22 protein-coding genes and 1 tRNA gene are annotated in these 20,143 nt (G+C 72.6%); 15 read left to right on the top strand and 8 right to left on the bottom strand.

Features of this window, described 5'->3' with window-relative positions; genetic code table 11:
- Positions 1–5: 5 nt before the first annotated feature.
- From ABD191_RS01485 to ABD191_RS01475, 3 genes are all read left to right on the top strand, one after another.
- Positions 6–1,457 carry a phytoene desaturase family protein gene (locus tag ABD191_RS01485; RefSeq protein ID WP_344075854.1) on the top strand — a complete coding sequence of 484 codons (1,452 nt, stop codon included), beginning with the start codon at positions 6–8 and terminating at the stop codon, positions 1,455–1,457.
- A 94-nt stretch (positions 1,458–1,551) separates the two neighbouring features.
- Complete coding sequence (locus ABD191_RS01480; protein WP_344075852.1) at positions 1,552–2,598, top strand: coiled-coil domain-containing protein; 1,047 nt, start codon at positions 1,552–1,554, stop codon at positions 2,596–2,598.
- A gap of 72 nt (positions 2,599–2,670) precedes the next feature.
- Entirely contained in the window at positions 2,671–3,192 is a 522-nt protein-coding gene (locus ABD191_RS01475) for a GNAT family N-acetyltransferase (RefSeq protein ID WP_344075850.1), read from the top strand.
- Here ABD191_RS01475 and ABD191_RS01470 read toward each other — a convergent pair.
- Both ABD191_RS01470 and ABD191_RS01465 read right to left on the bottom strand, forming a co-directional pair.
- Positions 3,189–4,289: a PfkB family carbohydrate kinase gene (locus ABD191_RS01470; protein WP_344075848.1), complete on the bottom strand. Its 1,101-nt coding sequence runs from the start codon at positions 4,287–4,289 to the stop codon at positions 3,189–3,191. The two genes, ABD191_RS01475 and ABD191_RS01470, sit on opposite strands and share 4 nt — an antisense overlap.
- On the bottom strand, positions 4,276–4,965 hold the full coding sequence (locus ABD191_RS01465) for a bifunctional 4-hydroxy-2-oxoglutarate aldolase/2-dehydro-3-deoxy-phosphogluconate aldolase (protein WP_344075846.1): 690 nt from the start codon (positions 4,963–4,965) through the stop codon (positions 4,276–4,278). Before ABD191_RS01465 ends, ABD191_RS01470 begins: the two co-directional genes overlap by 14 nt.
- 59 nt (positions 4,966–5,024) lie before the next feature.
- On the opposite strand from ABD191_RS01465, the gene ABD191_RS01460 reads away from it, so the two are divergent.
- Positions 5,025–5,798, top strand: a complete 774-nt coding sequence (locus ABD191_RS01460) for an SDR family NAD(P)-dependent oxidoreductase (RefSeq protein ID WP_344075844.1) — start codon at positions 5,025–5,027, stop codon at positions 5,796–5,798.
- Here the strand turns inward: ABD191_RS01460 and ABD191_RS01455 are convergent.
- On the bottom strand, positions 5,795–6,727 hold the full coding sequence (locus tag ABD191_RS01455) for a C40 family peptidase (RefSeq protein ID WP_344075842.1): 933 nt from the start codon (positions 6,725–6,727) through the stop codon (positions 5,795–5,797). The genes ABD191_RS01460 and ABD191_RS01455 overlap by 4 nt on opposite strands.
- 111 nt (positions 6,728–6,838) lie before the next feature.
- Between ABD191_RS01455 and ABD191_RS01450 the strand changes: the two genes are divergently transcribed.
- Both ABD191_RS01450 and ABD191_RS01445 read left to right on the top strand, forming a co-directional pair.
- Positions 6,839–7,165 (top strand): metal-sensitive transcriptional regulator, encoded by a 327-nt coding sequence (locus tag ABD191_RS01450; RefSeq protein WP_425560620.1) that lies wholly within the window; start codon positions 6,839–6,841, stop codon positions 7,163–7,165.
- 16 nt (positions 7,166–7,181) lie between these two features.
- The gene (locus ABD191_RS01445; RefSeq protein WP_344075840.1) at positions 7,182–7,400 is read left to right on the top strand and encodes a heavy-metal-associated domain-containing protein; all 219 of its coding nucleotides are present in this window, start codon (positions 7,182–7,184) and stop codon (positions 7,398–7,400) included.
- On the opposite strand, the gene ABD191_RS01440 is transcribed toward ABD191_RS01445, so the two are convergent.
- Complete coding sequence (locus ABD191_RS01440) at positions 7,373–8,557, bottom strand: methyltransferase (RefSeq protein ID WP_344075838.1); 1,185 nt, start codon at positions 8,555–8,557, stop codon at positions 7,373–7,375. The two genes, ABD191_RS01445 and ABD191_RS01440, sit on opposite strands and share 28 nt — an antisense overlap.
- A 9-nt stretch (positions 8,558–8,566) precedes the next feature.
- Positions 8,567–9,616 carry a hypothetical protein gene (locus ABD191_RS01435; RefSeq protein WP_344075836.1) on the bottom strand — a complete coding sequence of 350 codons (1,050 nt, stop codon included), beginning with the start codon at positions 9,614–9,616 and terminating at the stop codon, positions 8,567–8,569.
- Between the two features lie 34 nt (positions 9,617–9,650).
- Here ABD191_RS01435 and ABD191_RS01430 point away from each other — a divergent pair, with 34 nt between their 5' ends.
- Positions 9,651–9,827 carry a hypothetical protein gene (locus ABD191_RS01430; RefSeq protein WP_344076158.1) on the top strand — a complete coding sequence of 59 codons (177 nt, stop codon included), beginning with the start codon at positions 9,651–9,653 and terminating at the stop codon, positions 9,825–9,827.
- On the opposite strand, the gene mscL is transcribed toward ABD191_RS01430, so the two are convergent.
- The 3 genes from mscL to ABD191_RS01415 form a co-directional block, all read right to left on the bottom strand.
- Positions 9,824–10,198: a large conductance mechanosensitive channel protein MscL gene (gene mscL, locus ABD191_RS01425; protein WP_344075834.1), complete on the bottom strand. Its 375-nt coding sequence runs from the start codon at positions 10,196–10,198 to the stop codon at positions 9,824–9,826. The two genes, ABD191_RS01430 and mscL, sit on opposite strands and share 4 nt — an antisense overlap.
- 638 nt (positions 10,199–10,836) lie before the next feature.
- The gene (locus tag ABD191_RS01420) at positions 10,837–11,163 is read right to left on the bottom strand and encodes an FmdB family zinc ribbon protein (RefSeq protein WP_344075832.1); all 327 of its coding nucleotides are present in this window, start codon (positions 11,161–11,163) and stop codon (positions 10,837–10,839) included.
- Positions 11,164–11,285: 122 nt separating this feature from the next.
- A complete protein-coding gene (locus ABD191_RS01415) occupies positions 11,286–11,840 on the bottom strand; it encodes a 5-formyltetrahydrofolate cyclo-ligase (RefSeq protein ID WP_344075830.1) in 555 nt (184 codons plus the stop codon).
- Positions 11,841–11,918: 78 nt separating this feature from the next.
- Here ABD191_RS01415 and ABD191_RS01410 point away from each other — a divergent pair, with 78 nt between their 5' ends.
- The 8 genes from ABD191_RS01410 (at position 11,919) to ABD191_RS01375 (ending at position 20,142) form a co-directional block, all read left to right on the top strand.
- Complete coding sequence (locus ABD191_RS01410) at positions 11,919–12,845, top strand: UTP--glucose-1-phosphate uridylyltransferase (protein ID WP_344075828.1); 927 nt, start codon at positions 11,919–11,921, stop codon at positions 12,843–12,845.
- Between the two features lie 3 nt (positions 12,846–12,848).
- On the top strand, positions 12,849–14,111 hold the full coding sequence (locus ABD191_RS01405; RefSeq protein WP_344075826.1) for a molybdopterin molybdotransferase MoeA: 1,263 nt from the start codon (positions 12,849–12,851) through the stop codon (positions 14,109–14,111).
- A gap of 5 nt (positions 14,112–14,116) precedes the next feature.
- Entirely contained in the window at positions 14,117–14,770 is a 654-nt protein-coding gene (locus ABD191_RS01400) for a GNAT family N-acetyltransferase (RefSeq protein ID WP_344075824.1), read from the top strand.
- An 89-nt stretch (positions 14,771–14,859) separates the two neighbouring features.
- The gene (locus ABD191_RS01395; RefSeq protein WP_344075822.1) at positions 14,860–15,798 is read left to right on the top strand and encodes a hypothetical protein; all 939 of its coding nucleotides are present in this window, start codon (positions 14,860–14,862) and stop codon (positions 15,796–15,798) included.
- Between the two features lie 114 nt (positions 15,799–15,912).
- Positions 15,913–15,989: transfer RNA gene (locus tag ABD191_RS01390), tRNA-Ala, on the top strand.
- 396 nt (positions 15,990–16,385) lie between these two features.
- Positions 16,386–17,450: an iron ABC transporter substrate-binding protein gene (locus tag ABD191_RS01385; RefSeq protein WP_344075819.1), complete on the top strand. Its 1,065-nt coding sequence runs from the start codon at positions 16,386–16,388 to the stop codon at positions 17,448–17,450.
- A gap of 59 nt (positions 17,451–17,509) precedes the next feature.
- Positions 17,510–19,042, top strand: coding sequence for an ABC transporter permease (locus ABD191_RS01380; RefSeq protein ID WP_344075817.1), 1,533 nt, complete (start codon positions 17,510–17,512; stop codon positions 19,040–19,042).
- Complete coding sequence (locus ABD191_RS01375; RefSeq protein WP_344075815.1) at positions 19,039–20,142, top strand: ABC transporter ATP-binding protein; 1,104 nt, start codon at positions 19,039–19,041, stop codon at positions 20,140–20,142. The genes ABD191_RS01380 and ABD191_RS01375 overlap by 4 nt, the downstream gene beginning before the upstream one ends.
- Position 20,143 lies beyond the last annotated feature (1 nt).

Here is a 20,143-nt window from a genome sequence, read left to right as displayed (position 1 = left end):
GCGGTGTGAGCCGGGTCGTGGTCGTCGGGGCGGGGGTCGGTGGGCTCGCGGCGGCGGCCCGGCTCGCGCGGGCCGGGCACCACGTCACTTTGCTGGAACGGGCCGCGACCGTGGGCGGAAAGTTGGCCTCCTACGAGCGGCACACCGACGTCGGGACGTTCCGGTTCGACACCGGCCCGAGCCTGCTCACGCTGCCGGACGTCTTCGCCGAGCTGTTCGCCACCTGCGGGGCCGACCTGCGTGAACGAGTCGACCTCCGGCCGCTGGACCCGGTGGTGCGGCACCGGTTCGCCGACGGGACGTGGCTCGACTCGTCCAGCGACCACGCGACCTTTCTCGCCCGCATCGACGCCACCCTCGGCGCGGGCGCCGCCGGCGACTGGGACCGGCTGTGGCGGCGGGCCGGGCGGGTGTGGCGGGCGTCGTGGCGCGACGTCCTCACCCGCGACCTGGACCGGCCGCTCGCGGCCGCGCGGCTGGCCTGGCGGCTACGCGACCTCGCGGCGATCGCCCCGGGCGTCACGCTCCGCGACGCCGGGCGCCGCGCGCTGCGCGACCCCCGGCTGCGCACGCTCCTCGACCGGTACGCGACATACGCGGGTGCCGACCCGAGGCGCGCGCCGGCGGCACTGCTCGCCATCCCGTACGCGGAACTGGCGCACGGTGGGTGGTACGTCCGGGGCGGTCTCACCCGGCTGGCCACGGCGCTCGGCGAGCTGTGCGCCGAAACGGGCGCGGTCGTGCGTACCCACGAAGGGGTGAGCCGGATTCGCGTGGACGGTGACCGGGCCACCGGGGTCGAGCTCGACGGCGGCGGCTTCCTGCCCGCGGACGTGGTCGTGGCCAACGTGGACGCCGCTCACGTGTACGGGCGCCTGCTGCCCGACCGCCGGCGCGCGGTGGCACACCGCGAGCGCAGCCTGGCCGGGTTCGTGCTGCTGCTCGGCGTGCGGGGCGCGAGCGGGCTGGCGCACCACACGGTGACCTTTCCGGAGCGCTACGACGCGGAGTTCGACGCGGTCTTCGGCGGGCGGCTCGCCGAGGACCCGGCCGTGTTCGTCACCGTGGCGGACGACCCGGCCGTCCGCCCGGCCGGGCACGAGGCGTGGTTCGTGCTGGTCAACGCCGCCCCCCACGGCGCGGTCGACTGGCGGGCGCCGGGCGTCGCGGACCGGTATGCCGACCGGGTGCTCGCCGTGCTCGCCGCGCGCGGCATCGACGTGCGCGACCGGCTCGTGTTCCGGGAGTTGCGCACCCCGGCCGACCTTTCGGACGCGACCGGCGCGCCGGGCGGGGCGATCTACGGTACGCCCGCGCACCGGCTGCGGCGGCCGGGCAACAGGGGACCCGTGCGCGGACTGTTCCTGGTCGGCGGGTCCGTGCACCCGGGTGGCGGCCTGCCGATGGTCGCGCTGGGCGCGCGGATCGTCGCGTCCGCGATTGGTCCCGCTTGGTGACAGGGCGCTTACGCTGCGGTGACGCTGTCGTCTTCGAGATGAGGGACGCGCCGTGGTCCGGTAGTCTGGCGGCCGGCCCCGGAAGGACCCCCCGATGATCTTGATGCGACGCAGGCGCGACAGGCGGTGGTGGACCGCCATCGGCGCCGTCCTGCTCACCCTGCTCGGCGTCGTCTCCGGCCCGGCCGGGCCGGCGGTCGCGGGTCCGGGGGCCGGCCCGCGCTCGGCCGCGCCCGACGCCGACGAGAGCGACAACGGCCTGCGCAAGAAGCTCGAAGAGTCCGCCCTCGCCTACAGCAAGGCGCAGGTCGAGCTCAAGAAGTCGCAGAAGAAGCAGCGCGAGCTCGAAAAGCAGATCCGCGCCGCCGACAAGGAATACCTGGCGGCCACCGCCGAGGTCGGCCGGATGGCCGCCGGCCGCTACAAGGGCTCCCAGGTCAGCATCGTCAGCGCCCTGCTCGGCGCCAGGAACAGCAGCGACATGCTGCAGGGCGCCACCATCGCCGCATACGTGATCGAGCGCGACGACGAACTGCTCCGCAAGCTCAAGGACCTGCGGCTCAACGGGCAGCGCAAGCGCGACGCGCTCAACAAGGAGATCCACGAGCAGGAGAAGCACTTCAAGGACCTGGAGAAGGCCAAGACCAAGGCCGAGAACGCGCTCGCCGCGGCCGGCGGAATGGTCAGCGCCGGCTTCAGCGGCGACGTGCCCGCCGCCCAGCCCGCCAAGCGCAACTCCGACGGCGGCTGGTCCGCCGAGTCCTGCAACGTGGACGATCCGACCGGTACGGGCGGCTGCATCACCAAGCGGATGTACCACACGCTCAACGAGGCGCGGCTGGCCGGCTTCGGCCGGTACACGCGCTGCTGGCGTACCCAGTCCTTCGGTGAGCACCCCAAGGGCCGCGCCTGCGACTTCTCCGCCGAGGTGGGCACGTTCGGCGGGGTCGCCACGGGCTCGGACCGCACGTACGGCAACCGGCTCGCCGCCTGGGCGGTGAAGAACGCCTCCGCGCTCGGCATCATGTACGTGATCTGGTTCAACCAGATCTGGGAGGTCAGCACCGGCTGGCACTCGTACAACGGCGACGGGTCGCCATCCGGCGACCACGAGAACCACGTGCACATCTCGATGTACTAGCCGTGGTGATCGCGGTGACATTACGCCGCGCGGTAACGACCGGGCGGCCCTCATCGTGACACCATCGCGAGCGTGATCGAACCTGTGACCCTCGCCGGCAGTGACCGGACGGTCGGTCGGGACCTGGACGACCTCGCCGGCATCCTGTCCGCGAGTGTGGCGGCGGGCGCCAGCGTCGGGTTCGTCGCCCCGCTCGGCGTCGAGGATGCCCGCGAGTACTGGCGCGGGTTGCGCCGTCCGGTGTCGTCCGGCGCGCGGGTGCTGCTCGGCGCGCGGCGGGGCGGGGCACTCGTCGGCACCGTGCAGGTCGTGCTCGACTCGCCGCCGAACGGGCGGCACCGGGCCGAGATCACCAAGCTGCTCGTGCACCCACGATCCCGGCGCGGCGGCCTCGGCGCCGCGTTGATGGCGGCGGCCGAGGACGGCGCGCGCGCTCACGGCCGTACTCTCCTGGTCCTCGACACCCGGACCGGCGATGACGGTGAGCGGCTCTACCGCCGCATCGGTTACCAGGCCGCCGGCGTGATCCCCCGCTACGCGAGGGCCGTCGGCGGCTTTCAGGACACCGTTTACATGTTCAAGGAGCTGTCTTAACGCTGCACCCGGGCCCCGCCGCCCTTGACCAGCGACTCGACCTCCTTGAGGTTGGCCATGGAGGTGTCGCCCGGCGTGGTCATGGCCAGGGCGCCGTGCGCGGCACCGTACTCGATGGACTTGTGCAGGTCGAAGCCGGAGAGCAGGCCGTAGATGAGGCCGGAGGCGAAGCTGTCGCCGCCGCCGACCCGGTCGAGGATCTCCAGGCGCTCGCGGTGGGTGGCCGTGACGAAGGCGTTGTCGGCCCAGGCGATCGCACCCCAGTCGTTGACCGTCGCGGAGCGGACGGTGCGCAGGGTGGTCGCCACCACGGAGAAGTTCGGGTACTCCTTGGTGACCTCGCCGATCATCCGCTCGAAGTTGGCGACCTCCAGGCTGGTCAGGGACTCGTCCGTGTCCGGCACGGCGAAGCCGAGGCTCGCCGTGAAGTCCTCCTCGTTGCCGATCATCACGTCGACGTAGCGGGCGAGCGCCCGGTTGACCTCCCGGGCGCGCTCCTGCCCGCCGATCGCCTTCCACAGGGAGGGGCGGTAGTTCAGGTCGTACGAGATGATCGTGCCGTGCCGGCGGGCGGCCGCCATGGCGGCCTCGATGACGTCCGGGGTCGTCTCCGACAGGGCGGCGTAGATGCCGCCGGTGTGGAACCAGCGCGCGCCGAGCGTGCCGAACAGGTGGTCCCAGTCGACGTCCTCCGGCCGCAGCTGGGAGGCCGCCGTGTTGCCCCGGTCGGACGTGCCGACCGCGCCGCGCACCCCGTACCCGCGCTCGGTGAAGTTCAGGCCGTTGCGGACGGTCCGGCCGATGCCGTCGTCCGTGCGCCACGTGACGAAGCTCGTGTCCACGCCGCCGGTGAGGACGAGGTCCTCCAGGAGCCGGCCGACCTCGTTGTCGACGAACGCGGTGACGATGGCCGTGCGCATGCCGAAGCAGCGGCGCAGGCCACGGGCCACGTTGTACTCCCCGCCGCCCTCCCAGGCGCGGAAGCTGCGGGCGGTGCGCACCCGGCCCTCGCCCGGATCGAGGCGCAGCATCACCTCACCGAGGGAGACCAGGTCATAGCGGCACTCGTCGGCGGGTCGCGGTTCAGGCAGCGGCATTCGGGGACTCCTTCGCGAGTGCGACCGCCTCGGCGGTCAGGCGGGTGACCTCTTTCCAGTCGCCGGCGTCGAGCAGCTTCGGCGCGACCATCCAGCTGCCGCCGACGGCGAGCACGGCCGGCAGGGCCAGGTAGTCCGGCAGCGACGCGGCCGTCATGCCGCCGGTCGGGATGAACCGCGCGTCGGCGAACGGCGCGGCGAGGGCCTTGATCATGGGCACGCCGCCGAGCTGCTCGGCCGGGAAGAACTTGAGGGTACGCAGGCCGTGTTCGAACGCGAGCATGATCTCCGACGGGCTGGCCACGCCGGGGAAGACGGGCACGCCCAGCGTCGCGCAGCGGGTGACCACCTGGGCGCTGAACCCGGGGCTGACGATGAACGACGCGCCCGCGTCGACGGCCTGGTCCACGTGCGCCGTGGTGAGCACCGTACCGGCGCCGACCAGCAGGTCCGGCACGTCGGCGAGCGCGCGGATGGCGTCCATGGCCGCCGGGGTGCGCATGGTGACCTCGGCGGTGCGCAGCCCGCCCTCGGCGAGCGCGTCGGCGAGCGGGCGCGCGTCCCCGGCCCGGTTGATGACGACGACCGGCAGCAGCCGGGTCGCGGCCAACCGGTCCGTGATCAGGCGCGATGCGTCGGGCGAGGGGGCGTCCGAGCGGGAGGCTTCCTGTGACATGAGGCGCACCCTAGCATGGGAAAGCGCTTACCTGAGATTCCGAGGGTGCATCATGAGGCGTGTTTTCATGGCTGGTGGAACAGTTCGGGCTGGGCGGTCGGACGGCCCTCGTGACCGGCGGCAACTCGGGCATCGGTCGGGCCATCGCCGGCGCCCTGGCCTCGGCGGGCGCGCGCGTGGTCGTGCTCGGGCGTGACGCTTCGACCCTGGCGGCGACCGTCGAGGAGCTGCGCGGCGGCGGCGCGGCGGCCGACTGGGTGAGCGCCGACCTCGCCGATCGCGCGGCGCTGGCCGCGGCGGCCGACCGTGCGGCCGGCTTCTACGGGGAGCCGGACATCCTCGTCAACAGCGCCGGCGTGAATATCCGGCCGCCGCTCGCGTCGCTGACGCCCGAGCAGTGGGACGCGCTGTTCGCGGTGAACCTGACCGCGCCGTTCCTGCTGGGCCAGCGGTTCGGGCCCGGGATGGCCGAGCGCGGCTGGGGCCGCATCATCAACCTGTCGTCGCAGCAGGCCGTGCGGGCGTACGCGGACAGCGGCGGGTACGGCGCGACCAAGGGCGGGCTCGTGTCCCTGACCCGGTCGCAGGCCGAGGCGTGGTCGCGGCACGGCGTCTGCTGCAACGCGATCTCGCCGGGCGTGGTGCACACGCCGATGAACGAGCGGCTGTTCAGCGACCCGGCCCGGGCGGCGTCGTTCGCGGCCCGCACGATGATCGGCCGCAACGGCGTGCCGGACGACTTCGCCGGCCTGGCCGTCTTCCTCGCCAGCCCGGCGAGCGCCTACGTGACGGGCCAGCACATCATGCTCGACGGCGGGTTCTCCGCGACCTAGCCGGGGCGGCCGTACCCGTAGACGGGGGCGTGGTGCAGGGGCGAGATCGTCACCGGCTGGCCCCAGCCGGGGGCGTGCACCACGCGACCGCTCCCGATGTAGACGGCGACGTGGTGGATGTCGCTGTAGTAGAAGACCAGGTCGCCGGGGCGTAGGTCGGACCGGTTGAGGTGCGGCACCGACCACCACATGCGGGCAGCGTTGTGGGGCAGGTAGACGCCGGCGCGCCGCCAGGAGGCCATGGCCAGCCCGGAGCAGTCGAACGCGTTCGGCCCGGACGATCCGAACTGGTAGTCCTTGCCGCGCTGGTCGAGCGCGTAGCTGACCGCCGAACGGGCGCCCTTGCTGGTCAGGGCGCGCTCCTGCACGCTGACCGGGTCGCTGCCCAGGTTCGTGACGGGCGCGCCCCAGTCCGCCTGCCGGGCGGCGGCCCGCAGGCCCTCCAGGCGGGTGATCTCCGCGATGACCTCCGCCTTGTCGGCGGCGAGTTCGCGTCGCTGCTTGGCCAGCCGGGTGGCCAGCCCGGTGAGGTCGCGCTGGCGGGACCGGAGCCGGGCGTCGAGGGCGTCGAGGGCGCGCACGTCGCGGCGTTCGGTGCGGGCCAGGTGGTCGAGGGCGAGCAGGCGGTCGACGAGGGCGTGCGGCGACGTCGCGGACAGCAGCGCGCCGGCGGTCACGAGCCCGCCGTCCTTGTACGCGGAGGCCGCGATGCGGCCGACCCGGCTCTGCGCCGCGTCGAGGCGCCTGTCGAGGGGGCGCAGTTGGCGGGCGATGACCCGCATCCGGGCGCGCGTGGCGGCCAGGTCGGCGCGGGTGGCGTTGTAGCGCTCCACGACCTTCTCCAGCCGGTGGCTGGCCGCCTCCAGCTGATCCGCCACGGGCGGGTCCGCGTGCCCGGCCGAGGGGAAGCCGATCACGAGGGTGGCCACCGCGGCAGCCGACCTTACCCAGAAACCGGTATGGGCGCCTTCCACGCCGGACATTTAACGCGAATTGCCTCATTGGCGCAACATCGACGCGCCAATATACTCCCTAGGGGTATGCTGATCGGTATGGAAGACAGCCACCCCCACGGCGAGGCGGAGCACCAGGGTTACTGGTACGGCCCCGAGAAGCAGGCCATGCTCGGCCGGCTGCGCCGCATCGAGGGCCAGGTGCGGGGCGTGCACCGCATGGTCGACGAGGACGCGTACTGCATCGACATCCTCACCCAGATCTCCGCCGCCACCCGCGCCCTGCAGGCCGTGGCGCTCGGCCTGCTGGAGGGGCACATCGCCCACTGCGTTGTCGAGGCCGGCAGCACCGGCGACGCCAGCGCGAAGGTCAAGGAGGCGACCGATGCGATCGCGCGCCTCGTCCGGTCCTGAAAGGAGCACAGCGACAATGCCCGTGCAGACGAAGTACACCGTGGTCGGCATGACCTGCGGACACTGCGTGCAGGCGGTCACCGAGGAGCTGACGAAGGTGCCCGGCGTCCGCGACGTGCGCGTCGAACTGGAGGCCGGGCAGGTCACGGTCGACAGCGACGCGCCGCTGCCGATCGACGCCGTCGTGCACGCCGTCGACGAGGCCGGCTACGAACTGGCCGGCGCCGAGTCCTGATCGCCGAGCAGGGTGGCGAGGTGGGGCGTGAGGCCCCACTCCGCCACCAGCCGGGCGTACTCGTCGCGCTGCGCGGCCGTCGGCGCCGCGCCGGTGCGGCGGGCGCGTAGCAGCAGGTTGCGCGGCGTGTGCCGGGAGTCGATGAACTCCACCACGTCCACTGTGTACCCGCTCAGGCGCAGCAGTTGCGCCCGCAGGGTGTCCGTGAGGACGTCCGCGAAGCGCTCACGCAGGATGCCGTATTTCACCAGCGGTGAGTACGGGGCGGGAGCGCGCCCGCCGCGCAGTTGCGTCGCGACGTCGTGGTGGCAGCACGGCGCCGCGAGCACGTAGCGGGCCCGCCACCGCACGGCCCGCGCCAGCGCCTCGTCCGTGGCCGTGTCGCACGCGTGCAGCGCCAGCACGACGTCGGCGGCGTCGACCGCCGCGGTGGCGATCGTGCCGGCCTCGAACCGGACCCACTCCGACCAGCCCAGCTGGGCGGCCAGCTCCGTGTTGCGTACCCGCTGGTCGTCGCGCACGTCCACGCCGACCAGCTCCGCCGTCAGCCCGCGCACCTTGGTCAGGTAGCGGTACCCGGCGAAGGTCAGGTACGCGTTGCCGCAGCCCAGGTCGACCACCCGCAGCGGCTGCGGCAGGTCCGGGTCGTCGCCGAGCACCGCGTCCAGGGCCCGCAGGAACGCGTCCACCTGCCGCCGTTTCGCGGCCGTCCCGCCGATCACGTCGAACAGCGGGTCGCCCGGGTCGAGCAGGTGCTCCTTGGCCCGGTCGTGCGCGCCCGGCCCGGCCACGCGGTCGCTCGGCGTGGCCGCCCGGTGCAGGTGCGCGTCGCCCTTCTTCGTGACCCGCAGCTGCAGCGTCTCGTCGATCGTCTCCACGTGCCAGTTGCCGAACGGCTCGGCGAGCAGCTCATCCACCGCTTCCGTGTCGTCCCAGCCCACGTTGCGGGTGTGCGGGCGCGCCCCGTCGTCGGTCACGATCTGCAACCGGTCCCCGGACTTGAGAGCCACGGGGCGCAGCTGCGCGCGTACGAGTGAGGGGGTCATGCCCTTGCGACGACCGGCCGCGACCGCGCGGATCAGGCGGCCCCGGTCGAGCAGCGCGGCCCGCACCTCGGCGAGCGCGTCGTCGAGCGGAAGCATTCCCTTGGCGGCCATCCGTCCAGCTTAGGGAGTCAGCCGCGCGGTGATCTCGGCGGCCGTGTCGGCCAGCAGGGTGTCCGGCCGCAACCGTCGCCCGGCGATGCCGGACAGCAGCGACGGCAGGCCCGGCAGCGGGAAGCCGTCCTCCGCGAGGACCGCCGCGGCCACCTCGCCGTGCCTGGCGATGACGATCCGACTGCCCTGCCACGCCGTGGCCACCTCGTCGCGCGACGGCAGCCCGAACCCGTGGCCCACCGGCGCGGCGTGGCGCATCCGGATCACCGCCGATTCGGCGAACGCGAACGCCGCCCGGCACGCCGCGCCGAGCCGTACCCGTTCCGCCTCCCGCCGGCTCCCCATCACCGTGCACGGGGTCATGCAGTTGGCCGCGCACACTCCCAGCGCCCGGGCCATCGTCGAATGCTGCCGATCGAGATAGTTGCGCCAGCTCAGGTCCGTCGAGCGGGACACGCGCAGCGCCCGGCTGGCGGCGGCCCGCTCCGGTCGCGTATGCGGGCAGTCGGTGGCCTCCCACACCCCGAACCGGCTGTCGAGCCCCACGACCGTCTCGTCGCGGACCAGCCGCGTCGGGTCGCCGGCGTGCCCGAGCGCCCGTTCCCACGCCAGCAGGTAGGAATACTGGCTCGCGATGTGCAGCGCCGCCAGCAGTGACGCGGTCTCGTGGCGTCGCCACCGCGCGGCGACAACTTCCAGAACCAGCTGGTACGCCGGAACGAGCGTACGCAGCGCCGCGCGCGGCTCCTCGTCGGGCGACTGGGGCATGCGGCACTGCGCGCCCCGCCGGATCAGGTGCGCCGGCACGTGGTCGTGGGTGGAGTCGACCAGCGAGGTGTCCAGGTTGGCGCCGGTCGCCGCGTCCGGGTTCGCCAGGTCCTCGCCGTCCAGGTCGAACAGGCGCTGCCCGTACGCGCACAGCTGCTGGGCCACCGCCGCCCGGTGCGGTGGGATGTCCTCGGCCAGCAGGCCGGCGCCGAGCAGCGCGGCGATCTCGCGAAACGCGTACCGCCTGATCAGGAGCGCCAGAACGTCACCGGTCGTGTCCACTCCCGTCATTCAACCGCAACCCGGGCGGCGCTACGCTCGTCCCGTGCAACCTGGTGTTGATGACGATCGCGTGGTCGACCTGGACGACGAGGCGCCGTTCGTCGACGATGCTCCCGTGCTGCCCCGTTCGACCCGCGACGACACGGACGCGGGCTGGGGCGAGCGCTCCTCCGACAACGACGACCGGCTGCTCGCCGACCGCCCGCCACACTGGGACTAGCGGGTCCGTAGTTCGTCGCGGATCTCGGTGAGCAGCCGCGCCTCGTCGCTGAGCTGCGCCTCCTCCTCGGCCCTGCGGCGCCGGTTGAGCCGGTTGATCGGCACGACCACGAAGAAGTACACGGCGGCCGCCGTGAGCAGGAACGTGATCACCGCGTTGATGAACCCGCCCCAGTCGAACACGGCGTCCTTGACGCGCCATGTGCCGCTGACCGCCTTGCCGCCCGTGGCGAGCTTGACCAGCGGCGCGATGAACGAGTTGACGAAAGAATTGACCACCGCGCCGAACGCGGCCCCCATGACGATGCCGACCGCAAGATCGATGACATTCCCGCGAACGATGAATTCCTTAAAGCCCCGGACAATGTTCATATTTCGGACTATAGGGCTTCTAGTGAGTGGCGGTGGGTGGATGGCAACGGCGGGCGGCCTGGGGAAATGCCCGCTTTGCTGGCCAAGGACGTGACCTTGCCGGGTCGGTCGCGCCCGCCGCGTCGCCAAAGGCGTGACTTTGGCGGGTCGGGGCGCCCGCCGTGTCGCCAAAGGCGTGATTTTGGCGGGTCGGGGCGCCCGCCGCGTCGCCATATGCGTGACTTTGGCGGGGCGAGGGGCGCGTCATGTCGCCAAAGGCGTGATTTTGGCGGCTCGCGGCGCCCGCCGCGTCGCCAAAGGCGTGATTTTGGCGGCTCGCGGCGCCCGCCGTGTCGCCAAAGGCGTGATTTTGGCGGGGCGAGGGGCGCGTCATGTCGCCAAAGGCGTGATTTTGGCGGGGCGGGCCCTGCTCCACCTCGCCAAAGGCGTGATTTTGGCGGGGCGGATGCCCGCGGCCTCGCCAAATGCGCGACTTTGGCGAGGCGGGTCGTCCTCCACCCCGCCATATGCGTGACTTTGGCGGGGCGGGGCGGGCCCACGGGCACGGTGGGGAGGGGTGAAGAGGTGCGGCCGGAGGGTGGCCTCAGGGGGGCGGGTTCCCGCCGTGCTTGTGTTGGTGCGCTCGCCGAACGAGAGGTTCAGGCCTTGGCGGGCGCGGATGAGGTGGTGGTCGCGGCCGGGGTGCTGGTCGACGACGCCGCGGTGGTGGCCGGCTTCGTCTCCTTCGCCGCCGACTCGGACTTCTGGGCGGGGGCCGGGGTGGTGCCGCCCGTGGAGTCCTTCGCGCCCGAGCGGGAGTCCGTCCGGTAGAAGCCCGAGCCCTTGAAGACGATGCCTACCGAGTTGAACAGCTTGCGCAGCTTGCCCTCGCACGCCGGGCAGACGCTCAGCGGCTCGTCCGAGAACGACTGGACGGCCTCGAGTTGGTGGCCGCACGCGGTGCAGGCGTACTGGTAGGTGGGCACTTCTCCGCCTCCGTGATCAAGAAACTTGGCACTCTGGCGCCACGAGTGCCAATGGTGGCGCATAGACCGGCAAAGTGTCCAGTTTTCGTGTCCCGATCGACACCCAGGACACGGGTCGAATCTCAGCCGACGTGACGAAGACCACCCGACGGGGTGATGACCGCGTCCACGCGCCGGTCGTGCGGCTCCGCGGGCAGGGCGTCGACCAGTTCGCCGTCGAACAGCAGAGCGACCACCAGGGCGCCCGGGGCGACCCGGGTGAGCGCCCGATCGTAGGACCCACCGCCGCGACCCAACCGCACGCCGCGCAGGTCAACCGCCACGGCCGGCACCACGACCAGGTCGGCCCGGCCGATCGCCGCCTTTCCGAGCAGCGGGCCGGTCGCCGACCACGCCTCCCAGTCAAGGTCACGGTCGGCCAGCAGGACCGGAATGAGCACCGACGAGGCCACCGACGCGAGCGCCGGCAGCAGGCCCGGCCCGCCGGGCTCCGTCAGGAGCGGCGAGTACGCCGCCGCGACCCGTACGCCACGCTCCCCGCACGTACTCATAAGGGTGTTGACCAGCGCGGAGTCGGCGGCGGCCCGATCGGCGAGGGACCGCGCGCGCCGTGCCGCCAGCAGGCGGCGGCGCCAGTCCGCCTTGGTCGTGCCGGACGAACCCGTGGCCGATGTCACCCGATCAGGATCGCAGTCGGCGGCGCGTCGAGAGGGTCAGGGCGGGGCGGGCGGCGCCGCTGCCGATAGTCTCGGCGCATGCCGGACCACGCCACCACCCAGCGCGCCGTCAAAGCGGTCATTCCGGCCGCCGGCCTCGCCACCCGCTTCCTGCCCGCCACCAAGGCGGTGCCGAAGGAGTTGCTGCCCGTCGTCGACCGTCCCGTGCTGCAGTACATCGTGGAGGAGGCCACCGCCGGTGGCATCCGCGACGTCCTGCTCGTCACCGGACGCGGCAAGACGAGCATGGTCGACCACTTCGACCGCCAGCCCTACCTGGAGGCGCGCCTTGAGGCGAAGGGCGACATGGAACGCCTCGCCGCGGTGCGCCGCCCCTCCGAGCTGGCTGAGATTTACACCTGCCGCCAGGGCGAGCCGCTCGGGCTCGGGCACGCCATCGGTTACGCCGAGTCCCACGTGGGAAATGAGCCGTTCGTGGTTCTCCTGGGTGACGAGTTCGTCGACGAGGCGCAGCCGCTGCTGCCCGGGATGATCGAGCTGCAGGCCCGGACCGGCGGCATCGTGCTCGCCTTCCTGGAGGTCTCCCCCGAGGAGGTCGACCGCTACGGCATCGCGTCCGTGGAGGTCGCCGAGGCCGGCCTCGCCGAGGCCGCCCAGGGCGCCGGCGAGGTCTTCCGGGTGACCGGACTCGTCGAGAAGCCGAAGCAGGGCACCGCGCCCAGCAATTTCGCGGTGATCGGACGCTACGTGCTGCCGGCGACCATCTTCGACGCCATCAAGCGGACCAAGCCGGGCGCGGGCAACGAGATCCAGTTGACCGACGCCATGGCGCTGCTGCTGGCGGAGGGCACCCCCGTGCACGGAATCGTGTACCGGGGCGTGCGCTACGACACCGGTCTTCCGTTGGGCTATCTGCAGGCGGTCGTCGAACTCGCCTGCAAGCGCAAGGACCTTGGGCCCGCGTTCAAGGACTGGTTGTCGGAGTTTGTTAAATCGGACGGATAATGGATGACTGCGGAGATCACGCTGACCCGTACCCCTCAGCTGACCTCGCTCGCCGACTACCTGGCGGGCGTGCTGCGCCGTGTGCGCGCACTGCCCCCGCTCGACCTGGACCTCACCCAGGCGTTCGGGAACGTGCTGGCAGAGGAGGTACGCGCGCTCGGCGCGCTCCCCGCGTACGACCAGGCCGCCATCGACGGGTACGCCGCCCGCTATGACGACCTGGCCGCCGCCGCGCTCGGCCGTACCGTCCGCCTGAACGTCGTCGGGGACCTCTCCGCGGCGAGCTGGCGGCCGGTGCGGCTCGTGCCCGGCACCTGCTTCGCCGTGGCGGCCGGGGCGCCCCTGCCCGCCACCACGGACGTGATCGTGCCGCTCGACTTTACCGACGAGGGCATGGCGTCCGTCGAGATCCGCCAGGCCCCCAAGCGCGGCCACGGCGTGCGCCGCGCGGCCGAGGAGATCGCGGCCGGCGCGGTGATCGCCCGGCCGGGCGACTACGTCACCCCACCGCTGGTCGCGACCCTCGCGGCCACCGGGGTCAGCCACGTCGTCGTACGCCCGACCCCGCGCGTGACCGTGCTCGCCACGGGCGACGAGCTGGTCGAGGCCGGCCGCCTCAGCCAGCCGGGGCAGGTCGTCGACGTCAACTCGCACGCCGTGGCGGCCGCCGCCGCCGACGCGGGGGCGCACGCCTACCGGGTCGGCATCTGCGACGACGACCCCGAGGCGCTCCGCGGGCTCATCGAGGACCAGACCCTGCGCTCGGACCTCATCATCACCACCGGGGGTACGGGCACCGGGCCCGGCGACATCCTGCGGCGCATCCTGGGGCGCGACGGGTCCGTACGGTTCACCGAGCTGTCCGTCTTCCCGTGCTCCACCCTCGGGTTCGGCATGGTCGGCTCGCAGGCCGACCACGTGCCGGTCGTCTGCCTCCCCGGCGACCCCGGCTCCGCCCTGATCGGGTTCGAGGTGCTGGCCCGGCCGGTCATCCAGGTGCTCGCCGGCGCCGAGCCGGTGTTCCGGCCGTCCGTGCGTGCCCACCTGCTGGAGACCATCGCCTCCCCGATCGGGCTGCGCGAGTTCCGGCCCGCCCGGGTGCAGGAGCGGCGGGGCGGCGGTTACACCGTGCAGCCCCTCGCCGGCGGACCGTATACGCTCTCCGGGCTGGCGGAAGCCAACGGCCTACTCGTCCTCGGCGAGAAGGTCGGCGGCGCCCCGGCGGGATCTACAGTGGATGTACTGCTGCTTGATCGTCGGAGGTAGACCGCATGCTCGGCGTGCCGGGATGGCCCGCGGAACTGCATGACGCGCAGTCCGGAGTCAGCCTGCGGCCCTACCGGCGCTCGGACGCCACGGCCTGGTCGCAGGTGCGCCGCGCCAACGAGGAGTGGCTCGCCCCCTGGGAACCCACCCCGCCGGGCGGGGCGTGGGCCGACCTGAACTCGCCGGCCTCGTTCCGGCTCGTGTACAAGGAACTGCGCCGGGCCGCCCGGGCCGGGCACGCCATGCCGTTCGCGGTCTGCCTGCGTACCCCCGACAACGTGGAGCGCCTCGTCGGCCAGGTCACCCTCGGCAACATCGTGCGGCGCGCCTTCTGCTCCGCGTACGCCGGCTACTGGGTCGACGCCCGCGTCGCCGGCCGGGGCGTCATCCCCACCGCCCTCGCGCTGGCGGTCGACCACGCCTTCGACCAGGGCGGCCTGCACCGCATCGAGGTCAACATCCGCCCGGAGAACGCGGCCAGCCGCCGCGTCGTGGAGAAGCTCGGCTTCCGCGAGGAGGCGTACCACCAGAAGTACCTCCACATCGCCGGCGCCTGGCGTGATCATGTCGGATATGCCCTGACCACAGAGGACCTTGCGGGCGAAGGTGGCCTGCTCGCGCGCTGGCACCAGCAGCGTGGCATCCGCCGAACCGCATAGCCTGCCCGTAACCTCGTTGCAAGGTGGTACTGCGCCATCTGAAGCTTTACTGATGCTTCTTGTCACGGCCAGTCGCGGAGGGGGAGGGCGTGCCGACGTCGGTGCTCCTCGCTGTCCTCGCCGCGGCGAGCCTGCTCGCCCTCGCGCCCGCGCTGGTGCGTCGGTACGACGCCACCGAGCGGCTCGCCGCGGAGCGGACGACGTCTACGGCGCGGGTGCTCGCCCGGCGCCGTAGTCGTCGTACCGTCCCCGGCCGCCACCCGGTCAACCCGCCGCGCGAGGTCCCCTGGTCGCCCGACGTGGTCGCCCTCGACACGGGCGACCGGTCGCGGCAGCCGGCCGGCGTCCGAGACGTCGCCGGCGGGGGTCGTGAGCCGGGCGTCGGCCGTGAGTCGGGCGTTGGGCGTGAGTCCGGCGTCGGGCGTGAGTCGGGCGCCGGGCGGCGGAAGACGGCGACCGGGCCGCGGCGGCACGCGGGCGCGACCACCCGTCGCGCCACCTCCGGTGTCCGCCTGTCCAGCCGGCCCCGCAAGCGCCGGCGCCCCGCCTCGGCCGTCCACCGGCGCCGGCGGGTGTTCGCCGCCCTCGTCCTGCTGAACCTCGTCGAGGGCGTCGGCATCCTGCTCGTCGGCCCCGGCATGTGGATCAGTTTCGCGGTCACGGCGACGGCGCTCCTGGCGTACATGGTTCACCTGCGTAACCGGGCCATCGTGGCCGCCCAGCAGCGCCGCCGGGAGGCCCGCCGGGCCCGGTGGGTCGCCGCCCAGCAGGCCGCCGTACGCCGTGAGCACGAGCGGCGCGCCGCCCAGCGCAGGGACGCCCAGCGCCGGGCGGCCGCGGAACGCGAAGCGGCCCGCCGGGAGGCCATGCGCAGGGCCACGGAGTACTCCGAGCGCTACACGCGCCTGGACCGCGCCGTGGGCGAGACCGGCGACCCCACTCCGGGCCGTCCGGCCCGCCCGGGCGTGCAGGGCGACGACCGTCCGGGACCGCTGCGCGGTCGCCCGTACGGCACCGATCCGCTGTAGGGGCCTTGCCCCGATCTGGTACCCATGTACCGGGTTCGGGGCAAGGCCACGCGGCACGCGGCATACCGAGTCGCGTGGCGCGCGGGGAACCTGTTAGCCTTGTGCCCGGTCCAGGGGGCTGTAGCGCAGTCCGGTAGCGCACCTCGTTCGCATCGAGGGGGTCAGGGGTTCGAATCCCCTCAGCTCCACCAGTAACACAGTCGACCAGGGGAGACCCCGCTGGCACGATCGGCGGGCACGAAGTCGGCGCAACTCAGCGAGATCCGGGGCCTTCGGGCCCCGCTTTCGTTTGGTGCCCGCCGCTGATGATGGTGCGGCGGCGATCCCTTTCGGGGGCGCTCGGCCATCCCGACGGCACCGGGTTCTCCGCGACGACCGATGCCGGCACTAGATCTTGGTGCGACCCCCGGAAGGCGGTGTGCTCGCGCACGCCCCGGATCGCTCCTCACGGCAGGCGGACGGGAGCTGTGACGTTCGCGGGCGCTGCCAGAGATCCGCGATGGCCAAGTGAGGTTAGGCTCTGCTAACTTCTACGGCCAGGAGATGAGCCAGGGCCCGGCTTTCGCGCTTAATCGAAGGAGCTTGCCATGCCCGCCCCCACCAGAAGGTCCCTGCTGACCCTGGCCTGCGCTGGACTTCTCGCCATCGGCCTCGCTGCCTGCGGCGGCGAGGAGGACGGCACCAGCGGCACCTCCGCAACCCCGGCGTCCGACAAGAAGATCACCGTCTACAGCGGTCGGAGCGAGTCGTTGGTCAAGCCGCTGCTGGAGAAGTTCACGCAACAGAGCGGGATCACGGTGGAAGCGCGCTACGCCGCCACTGCGGCGATGGCGAGCCAACTGCTGGAGGAGGGCGACAAGTCGCCGGCCGACGTGTTCTTCGCGCAGGACGCCGGCGCGCTGGGTGCGGTGGCGAAGAAGGGAATGTTCGCGCCGCTGCCGAACGAGGTGACGGGGCAGGTGCCGGAGTCGTACCGGGCGCGCGGGGGCGAATGGGTAGGGGTGACGGCGAGGTCCCGGGTACTCGTCTACAACCCGGATCTCGTACCCGCCGCGCAGTTGCCGGCCTCGGTCTTCGACCTCACCGGTCCCGCCTGGAAGGGCAAGGTCGGCGTGGCGCCCACCAACGCGTCGTTCCAGGCGTTCGTCACGGCGATCCGGGTGCAGCACGGTGACGCGAAGGCCACCGAGTTCCTCGCCGGGCTGAAGGCCAACGACCCGCAGGTCCGGGACGGCAACGCCAAGATCGTGGAAGAGGTCGAGGCGGGCACGCTCGCGGCCGGTCTGGTGAACCACTACTACCTCGGCGAGATCGCCAAGGAGCGGGGCAAGACCCCGGAGACGATGAAGGCCAAGCTGCACTTCTTCCCGAACGGGGACACCGGTGCGCTGGTGAACGTCGCCGGGGTCGGTGTGCTGAAGAAGGCGGCTGCGGACCCGGACGTCCGGGCCTTCGTCGACTACCTCCTCGGCGCCGAGGCCCAGGCGTACTTCGCCGAGCAGACCTTCGAGTACCCGGTGATCCCGGGCGCCGCCGCGCCGGCGTACGTGCCGCCGCTCGCCTCGCTGAAGGTACCGGCGGTCGACCTGAACGACCTGGACCAGCTCGAGGCGACCATCGCGCTGATCAAGAGCTCGGGGCTCGTGCCCTGAGCATCTCCCTGACCCTGCGAAGGCGGGCCCGCGCTGGCGGGTCCGCCTTCGGCGGCGCGTTGCGCCGGTGGGCGCCGCGGCCCGTGCTGCTGGCGTTCTCCGTGGTCGCCGTCGGGGTGGCCCTGATCCCGCTGGTCTACCTCATGGTCCGCACCGGCGAGGCCGGCTGGGCACGGATCGCGGAGGAGCTGTTCACCCGACGTGTCCTGCGGTTGGCCCTGAACACGCTGGGACTCGCCGCGGTGGTCACCACCGCGAGCGTGGTCCTCGGCGTCGGCGCGGCGTTCCTGGTCGTCCGTACCGACCTGCCGTTGCGGCGCACTTTCGCCGTACTGGCGGCGTTGCCGCTGGCGGTGCCGACCTACATCGCCGCGTTCGCCTGGGTCTCGACCGTGGAAGGGTTCGCCGGATTCTGGCCGGCCGCGTTGGTCCTCACCCTGTGTTCGTACCCGTACGTCTATCTGCCCGTCGCGGGAGCTCTGACCGCTGCCGACCCGGCGTTGGAGGAGGTCGCCCGCTCGTTCGGGCGCGGTTCCTGGCGCACCTTCCTGGTCATCCTCCGGCGGGTCCGGCCAGCCATCGTCGGTGGCGGGCTACTCGTCGCTCTCTACGTACTCTCGGACTTCGGGGCCGTGTCGATCCTGCGGGCCGACACCTTCACGCGGGCCATCTTCATCGCCTTCGACCTCGGCTTCGACCGGACCGGCGCCCTCGTGCTGTCGAGCGTCCTGGTCGCGCTCACCGTACTCATCCTCGCCGGCGAGACCGCCAGCCGGCGGACCGACGCCCGACTGGCGTCGCTCGGCACGGTGCGCCGGACACCGGCCCGCATCCGACTCGGCTGGCGACGCTGGCCCGCCGTGGCCGCGCTGGCCTGCCTCCTGGCGCTCGCGCTCGGCGTCACCACGGTCAGTCTGGGACACCGGTTGGCGCAGGGCGCGTCCCGCCCCGGCACCTGGGACGAGGTGGCGACCGCGGCCGGCAACTCGCTGTTGCTGTCCGCCGCGGGTGCCGCGCTGACCATCCTGCTCGCCGTTCCGCTGGGCCTGCTCGTCGCGCGGGTCCCCGGACTGCTCAGCGGCACCCTGGAACGGCTGAGCTATCTGAGCCACGCGCTACCCGGCCTGGTCATCGGCCTCTCCCTGGTCTTCTTCGGCATCAACGTGGTGTACCCGCTGTACCAGACGACCGCGTTGCTGGCCCTGGCGTACGCGGCGCTGTTCCTGCCGCTCGCGGCCGCCTCCGTGACCGGCGCGGCGGTACACGCGCCACCGGTACTGGAGGACGTCGCCCGGTCGTTGGGCAGCGGCGGACTGGCGGTGCTGCGCCGGGTAACCCTGCCCCTGCTGCTGCCGGGCATCGGAGCCGGCGCCGCCCTGGTCTTCCTCACCTGCATGAAGGAGCTGCCGACCACGCTCCTGCTGCGCCCGACCGGCATGGACACGCTCGCCACCGAACTGTGGTCGAACACATCAGTGGCGGCCTACGCGGCCGCCGCCCCCTACGCGGCACTGCTGGTGTTGCTCTCGTCGGTACCGACCTGGCTGCTCACCGCCCGTACCGGGATCCTGACGAAGGAGGACGCATCGTGAGCCAGTTGGAGATCCGGTCTCTCACCAAACGGTACGGAGCCGTGACAGCGGTCGCCGGAGCCGACCTGACCGTGCCGGCGGGCACCCTGACCGCCGTGCTCGGACCGTCGGGATGCGGCAAGACCACACTGCTGCGCTGCGTCGCCGGTTTCGAACTGATTGACGCCGGCACCATCCGGATCGGCGAGCGGATCGTCGCCGGCGCCGACGGGCACGTTGCGCCCCATCGCCGGCAGGTGGTCATCGTGCCGCAGGAGGGGGCGCTCTTCCCGCACCTGTCCGTCATGCAGAACGTCGCGTACGGACTGGACCGGGCGACCCGCCGCGGTGACCGGGTCCGGGAGGTGCTGACGCTGGTCGGGCTCGCCGGATACGAGAAGCGGATGCCGCACCAGCTCTCCGGCGGACAGCAGCAGCGCGTGGCCGTCGCCCGCGCACTCGCGCCACGCCCCTCCCTGATCCTGCTCGACGAGCCGTTCAGCGCACTCGACGCCGCCCTTCGCGGTGCGGTCCGCGACGACGTCCGCGCCGCCCTGCACGCTGACGGGGCAACCGCTGTCCTGGTCACTCACGACCAGGCCGAAGCGCTGTCCATGGCCGACCAGGTGGCGGTGATGCGCAGCGGATCCATCGTCCAGGCGGCCACCCCGGTCGAGCTCTACCGCAACCCGGCCGATTCCTGGACCGCCACCTTCGTCGGCGATGCTGTCCTGCTGACCGGCACCGTCCGGGGTACCGAAGTGGAGACACCACTCGGTGTCCTGCCGCTGGCCCACCAGCTACCCGTGCCCCGGAGCACCGCACGGGTCATGGTGCGCCCGGAGCAGATCAGCATCCGCCCGGACGGCGACGGTATTCCCGCCACCGTCGCCCGGGTCGACTTCCATGGGCACGACGCCCTGGTCAGCCTGCGGCTCGCCGACGGCCATCCGGTCGCCGCCCGGGTGCTCGCCGGCGCGACCCTGCCCGTGGCGGGCGACGAGGTCCGGCTCCGCGTCCGGGGCGCGGCACTGGGTTGGGCGGGAGAGGACCCCACCGGGCCGGACCGGCCCGAGAAAACCGGCACCGGCACATCGCGGGTACGGTCAACGACCGCGTGAA

It is taken from the genome of Luedemannella helvata, from assembly GCF_039528415.1.
Classification (GTDB): domain Bacteria; phylum Actinomycetota; class Actinomycetes; order Mycobacteriales; family Micromonosporaceae; genus Luedemannella; species Luedemannella helvata.
The sequence above is the reverse complement of the archived record's forward strand: the minus strand, read 5'-3'. Positions and strand labels throughout refer to the sequence as shown.

Excerpts from the sequence above, each read along its gene's own strand:
- ABD191_RS01480 (WP_344075852.1), top strand. The coding sequence starts at position 1,552 with ATGATCTTGATGCGACGCAGGCGCGACAGGCGGTGGTGGACCGCCATC.
- ABD191_RS01470 (WP_344075848.1), bottom strand. The coding sequence starts at position 4,289 with ATGCCGCTGCCTGAACCGCGACCCGCCGACGAGTGCCGCTATGACCTG.
- ABD191_RS01465 (WP_344075846.1), bottom strand. The coding sequence starts at position 4,965 with ATGTCACAGGAAGCCTCCCGCTCGGACGCCCCCTCGCCCGACGCATCG.
- ABD191_RS01450 (WP_425560620.1), top strand. The coding sequence starts at position 6,839 with ATGCTGATCGGTATGGAAGACAGCCACCCCCACGGCGAGGCGGAGCAC.
- ABD191_RS01445 (WP_344075840.1), top strand. The coding sequence starts at position 7,182 with ATGCCCGTGCAGACGAAGTACACCGTGGTCGGCATGACCTGCGGACAC.
- ABD191_RS01440 (WP_344075838.1), bottom strand. The coding sequence starts at position 8,557 with ATGGCCGCCAAGGGAATGCTTCCGCTCGACGACGCGCTCGCCGAGGTG.
- ABD191_RS01435 (WP_344075836.1), bottom strand. The coding sequence starts at position 9,616 with ATGACGGGAGTGGACACGACCGGTGACGTTCTGGCGCTCCTGATCAGG.
- mscL (WP_344075834.1), bottom strand. The coding sequence starts at position 10,198 with ATGAACATTGTCCGGGGCTTTAAGGAATTCATCGTTCGCGGGAATGTC.
- ABD191_RS01410 (WP_344075828.1), top strand. The coding sequence starts at position 11,919 with ATGCCGGACCACGCCACCACCCAGCGCGCCGTCAAAGCGGTCATTCCG.
- ABD191_RS01405 (WP_344075826.1), top strand. The coding sequence starts at position 12,849 with ATGACTGCGGAGATCACGCTGACCCGTACCCCTCAGCTGACCTCGCTC.
- ABD191_RS01400 (WP_344075824.1), top strand. The coding sequence starts at position 14,117 with ATGCTCGGCGTGCCGGGATGGCCCGCGGAACTGCATGACGCGCAGTCC.
- ABD191_RS01385 (WP_344075819.1), top strand. The coding sequence starts at position 16,386 with ATGCCCGCCCCCACCAGAAGGTCCCTGCTGACCCTGGCCTGCGCTGGA.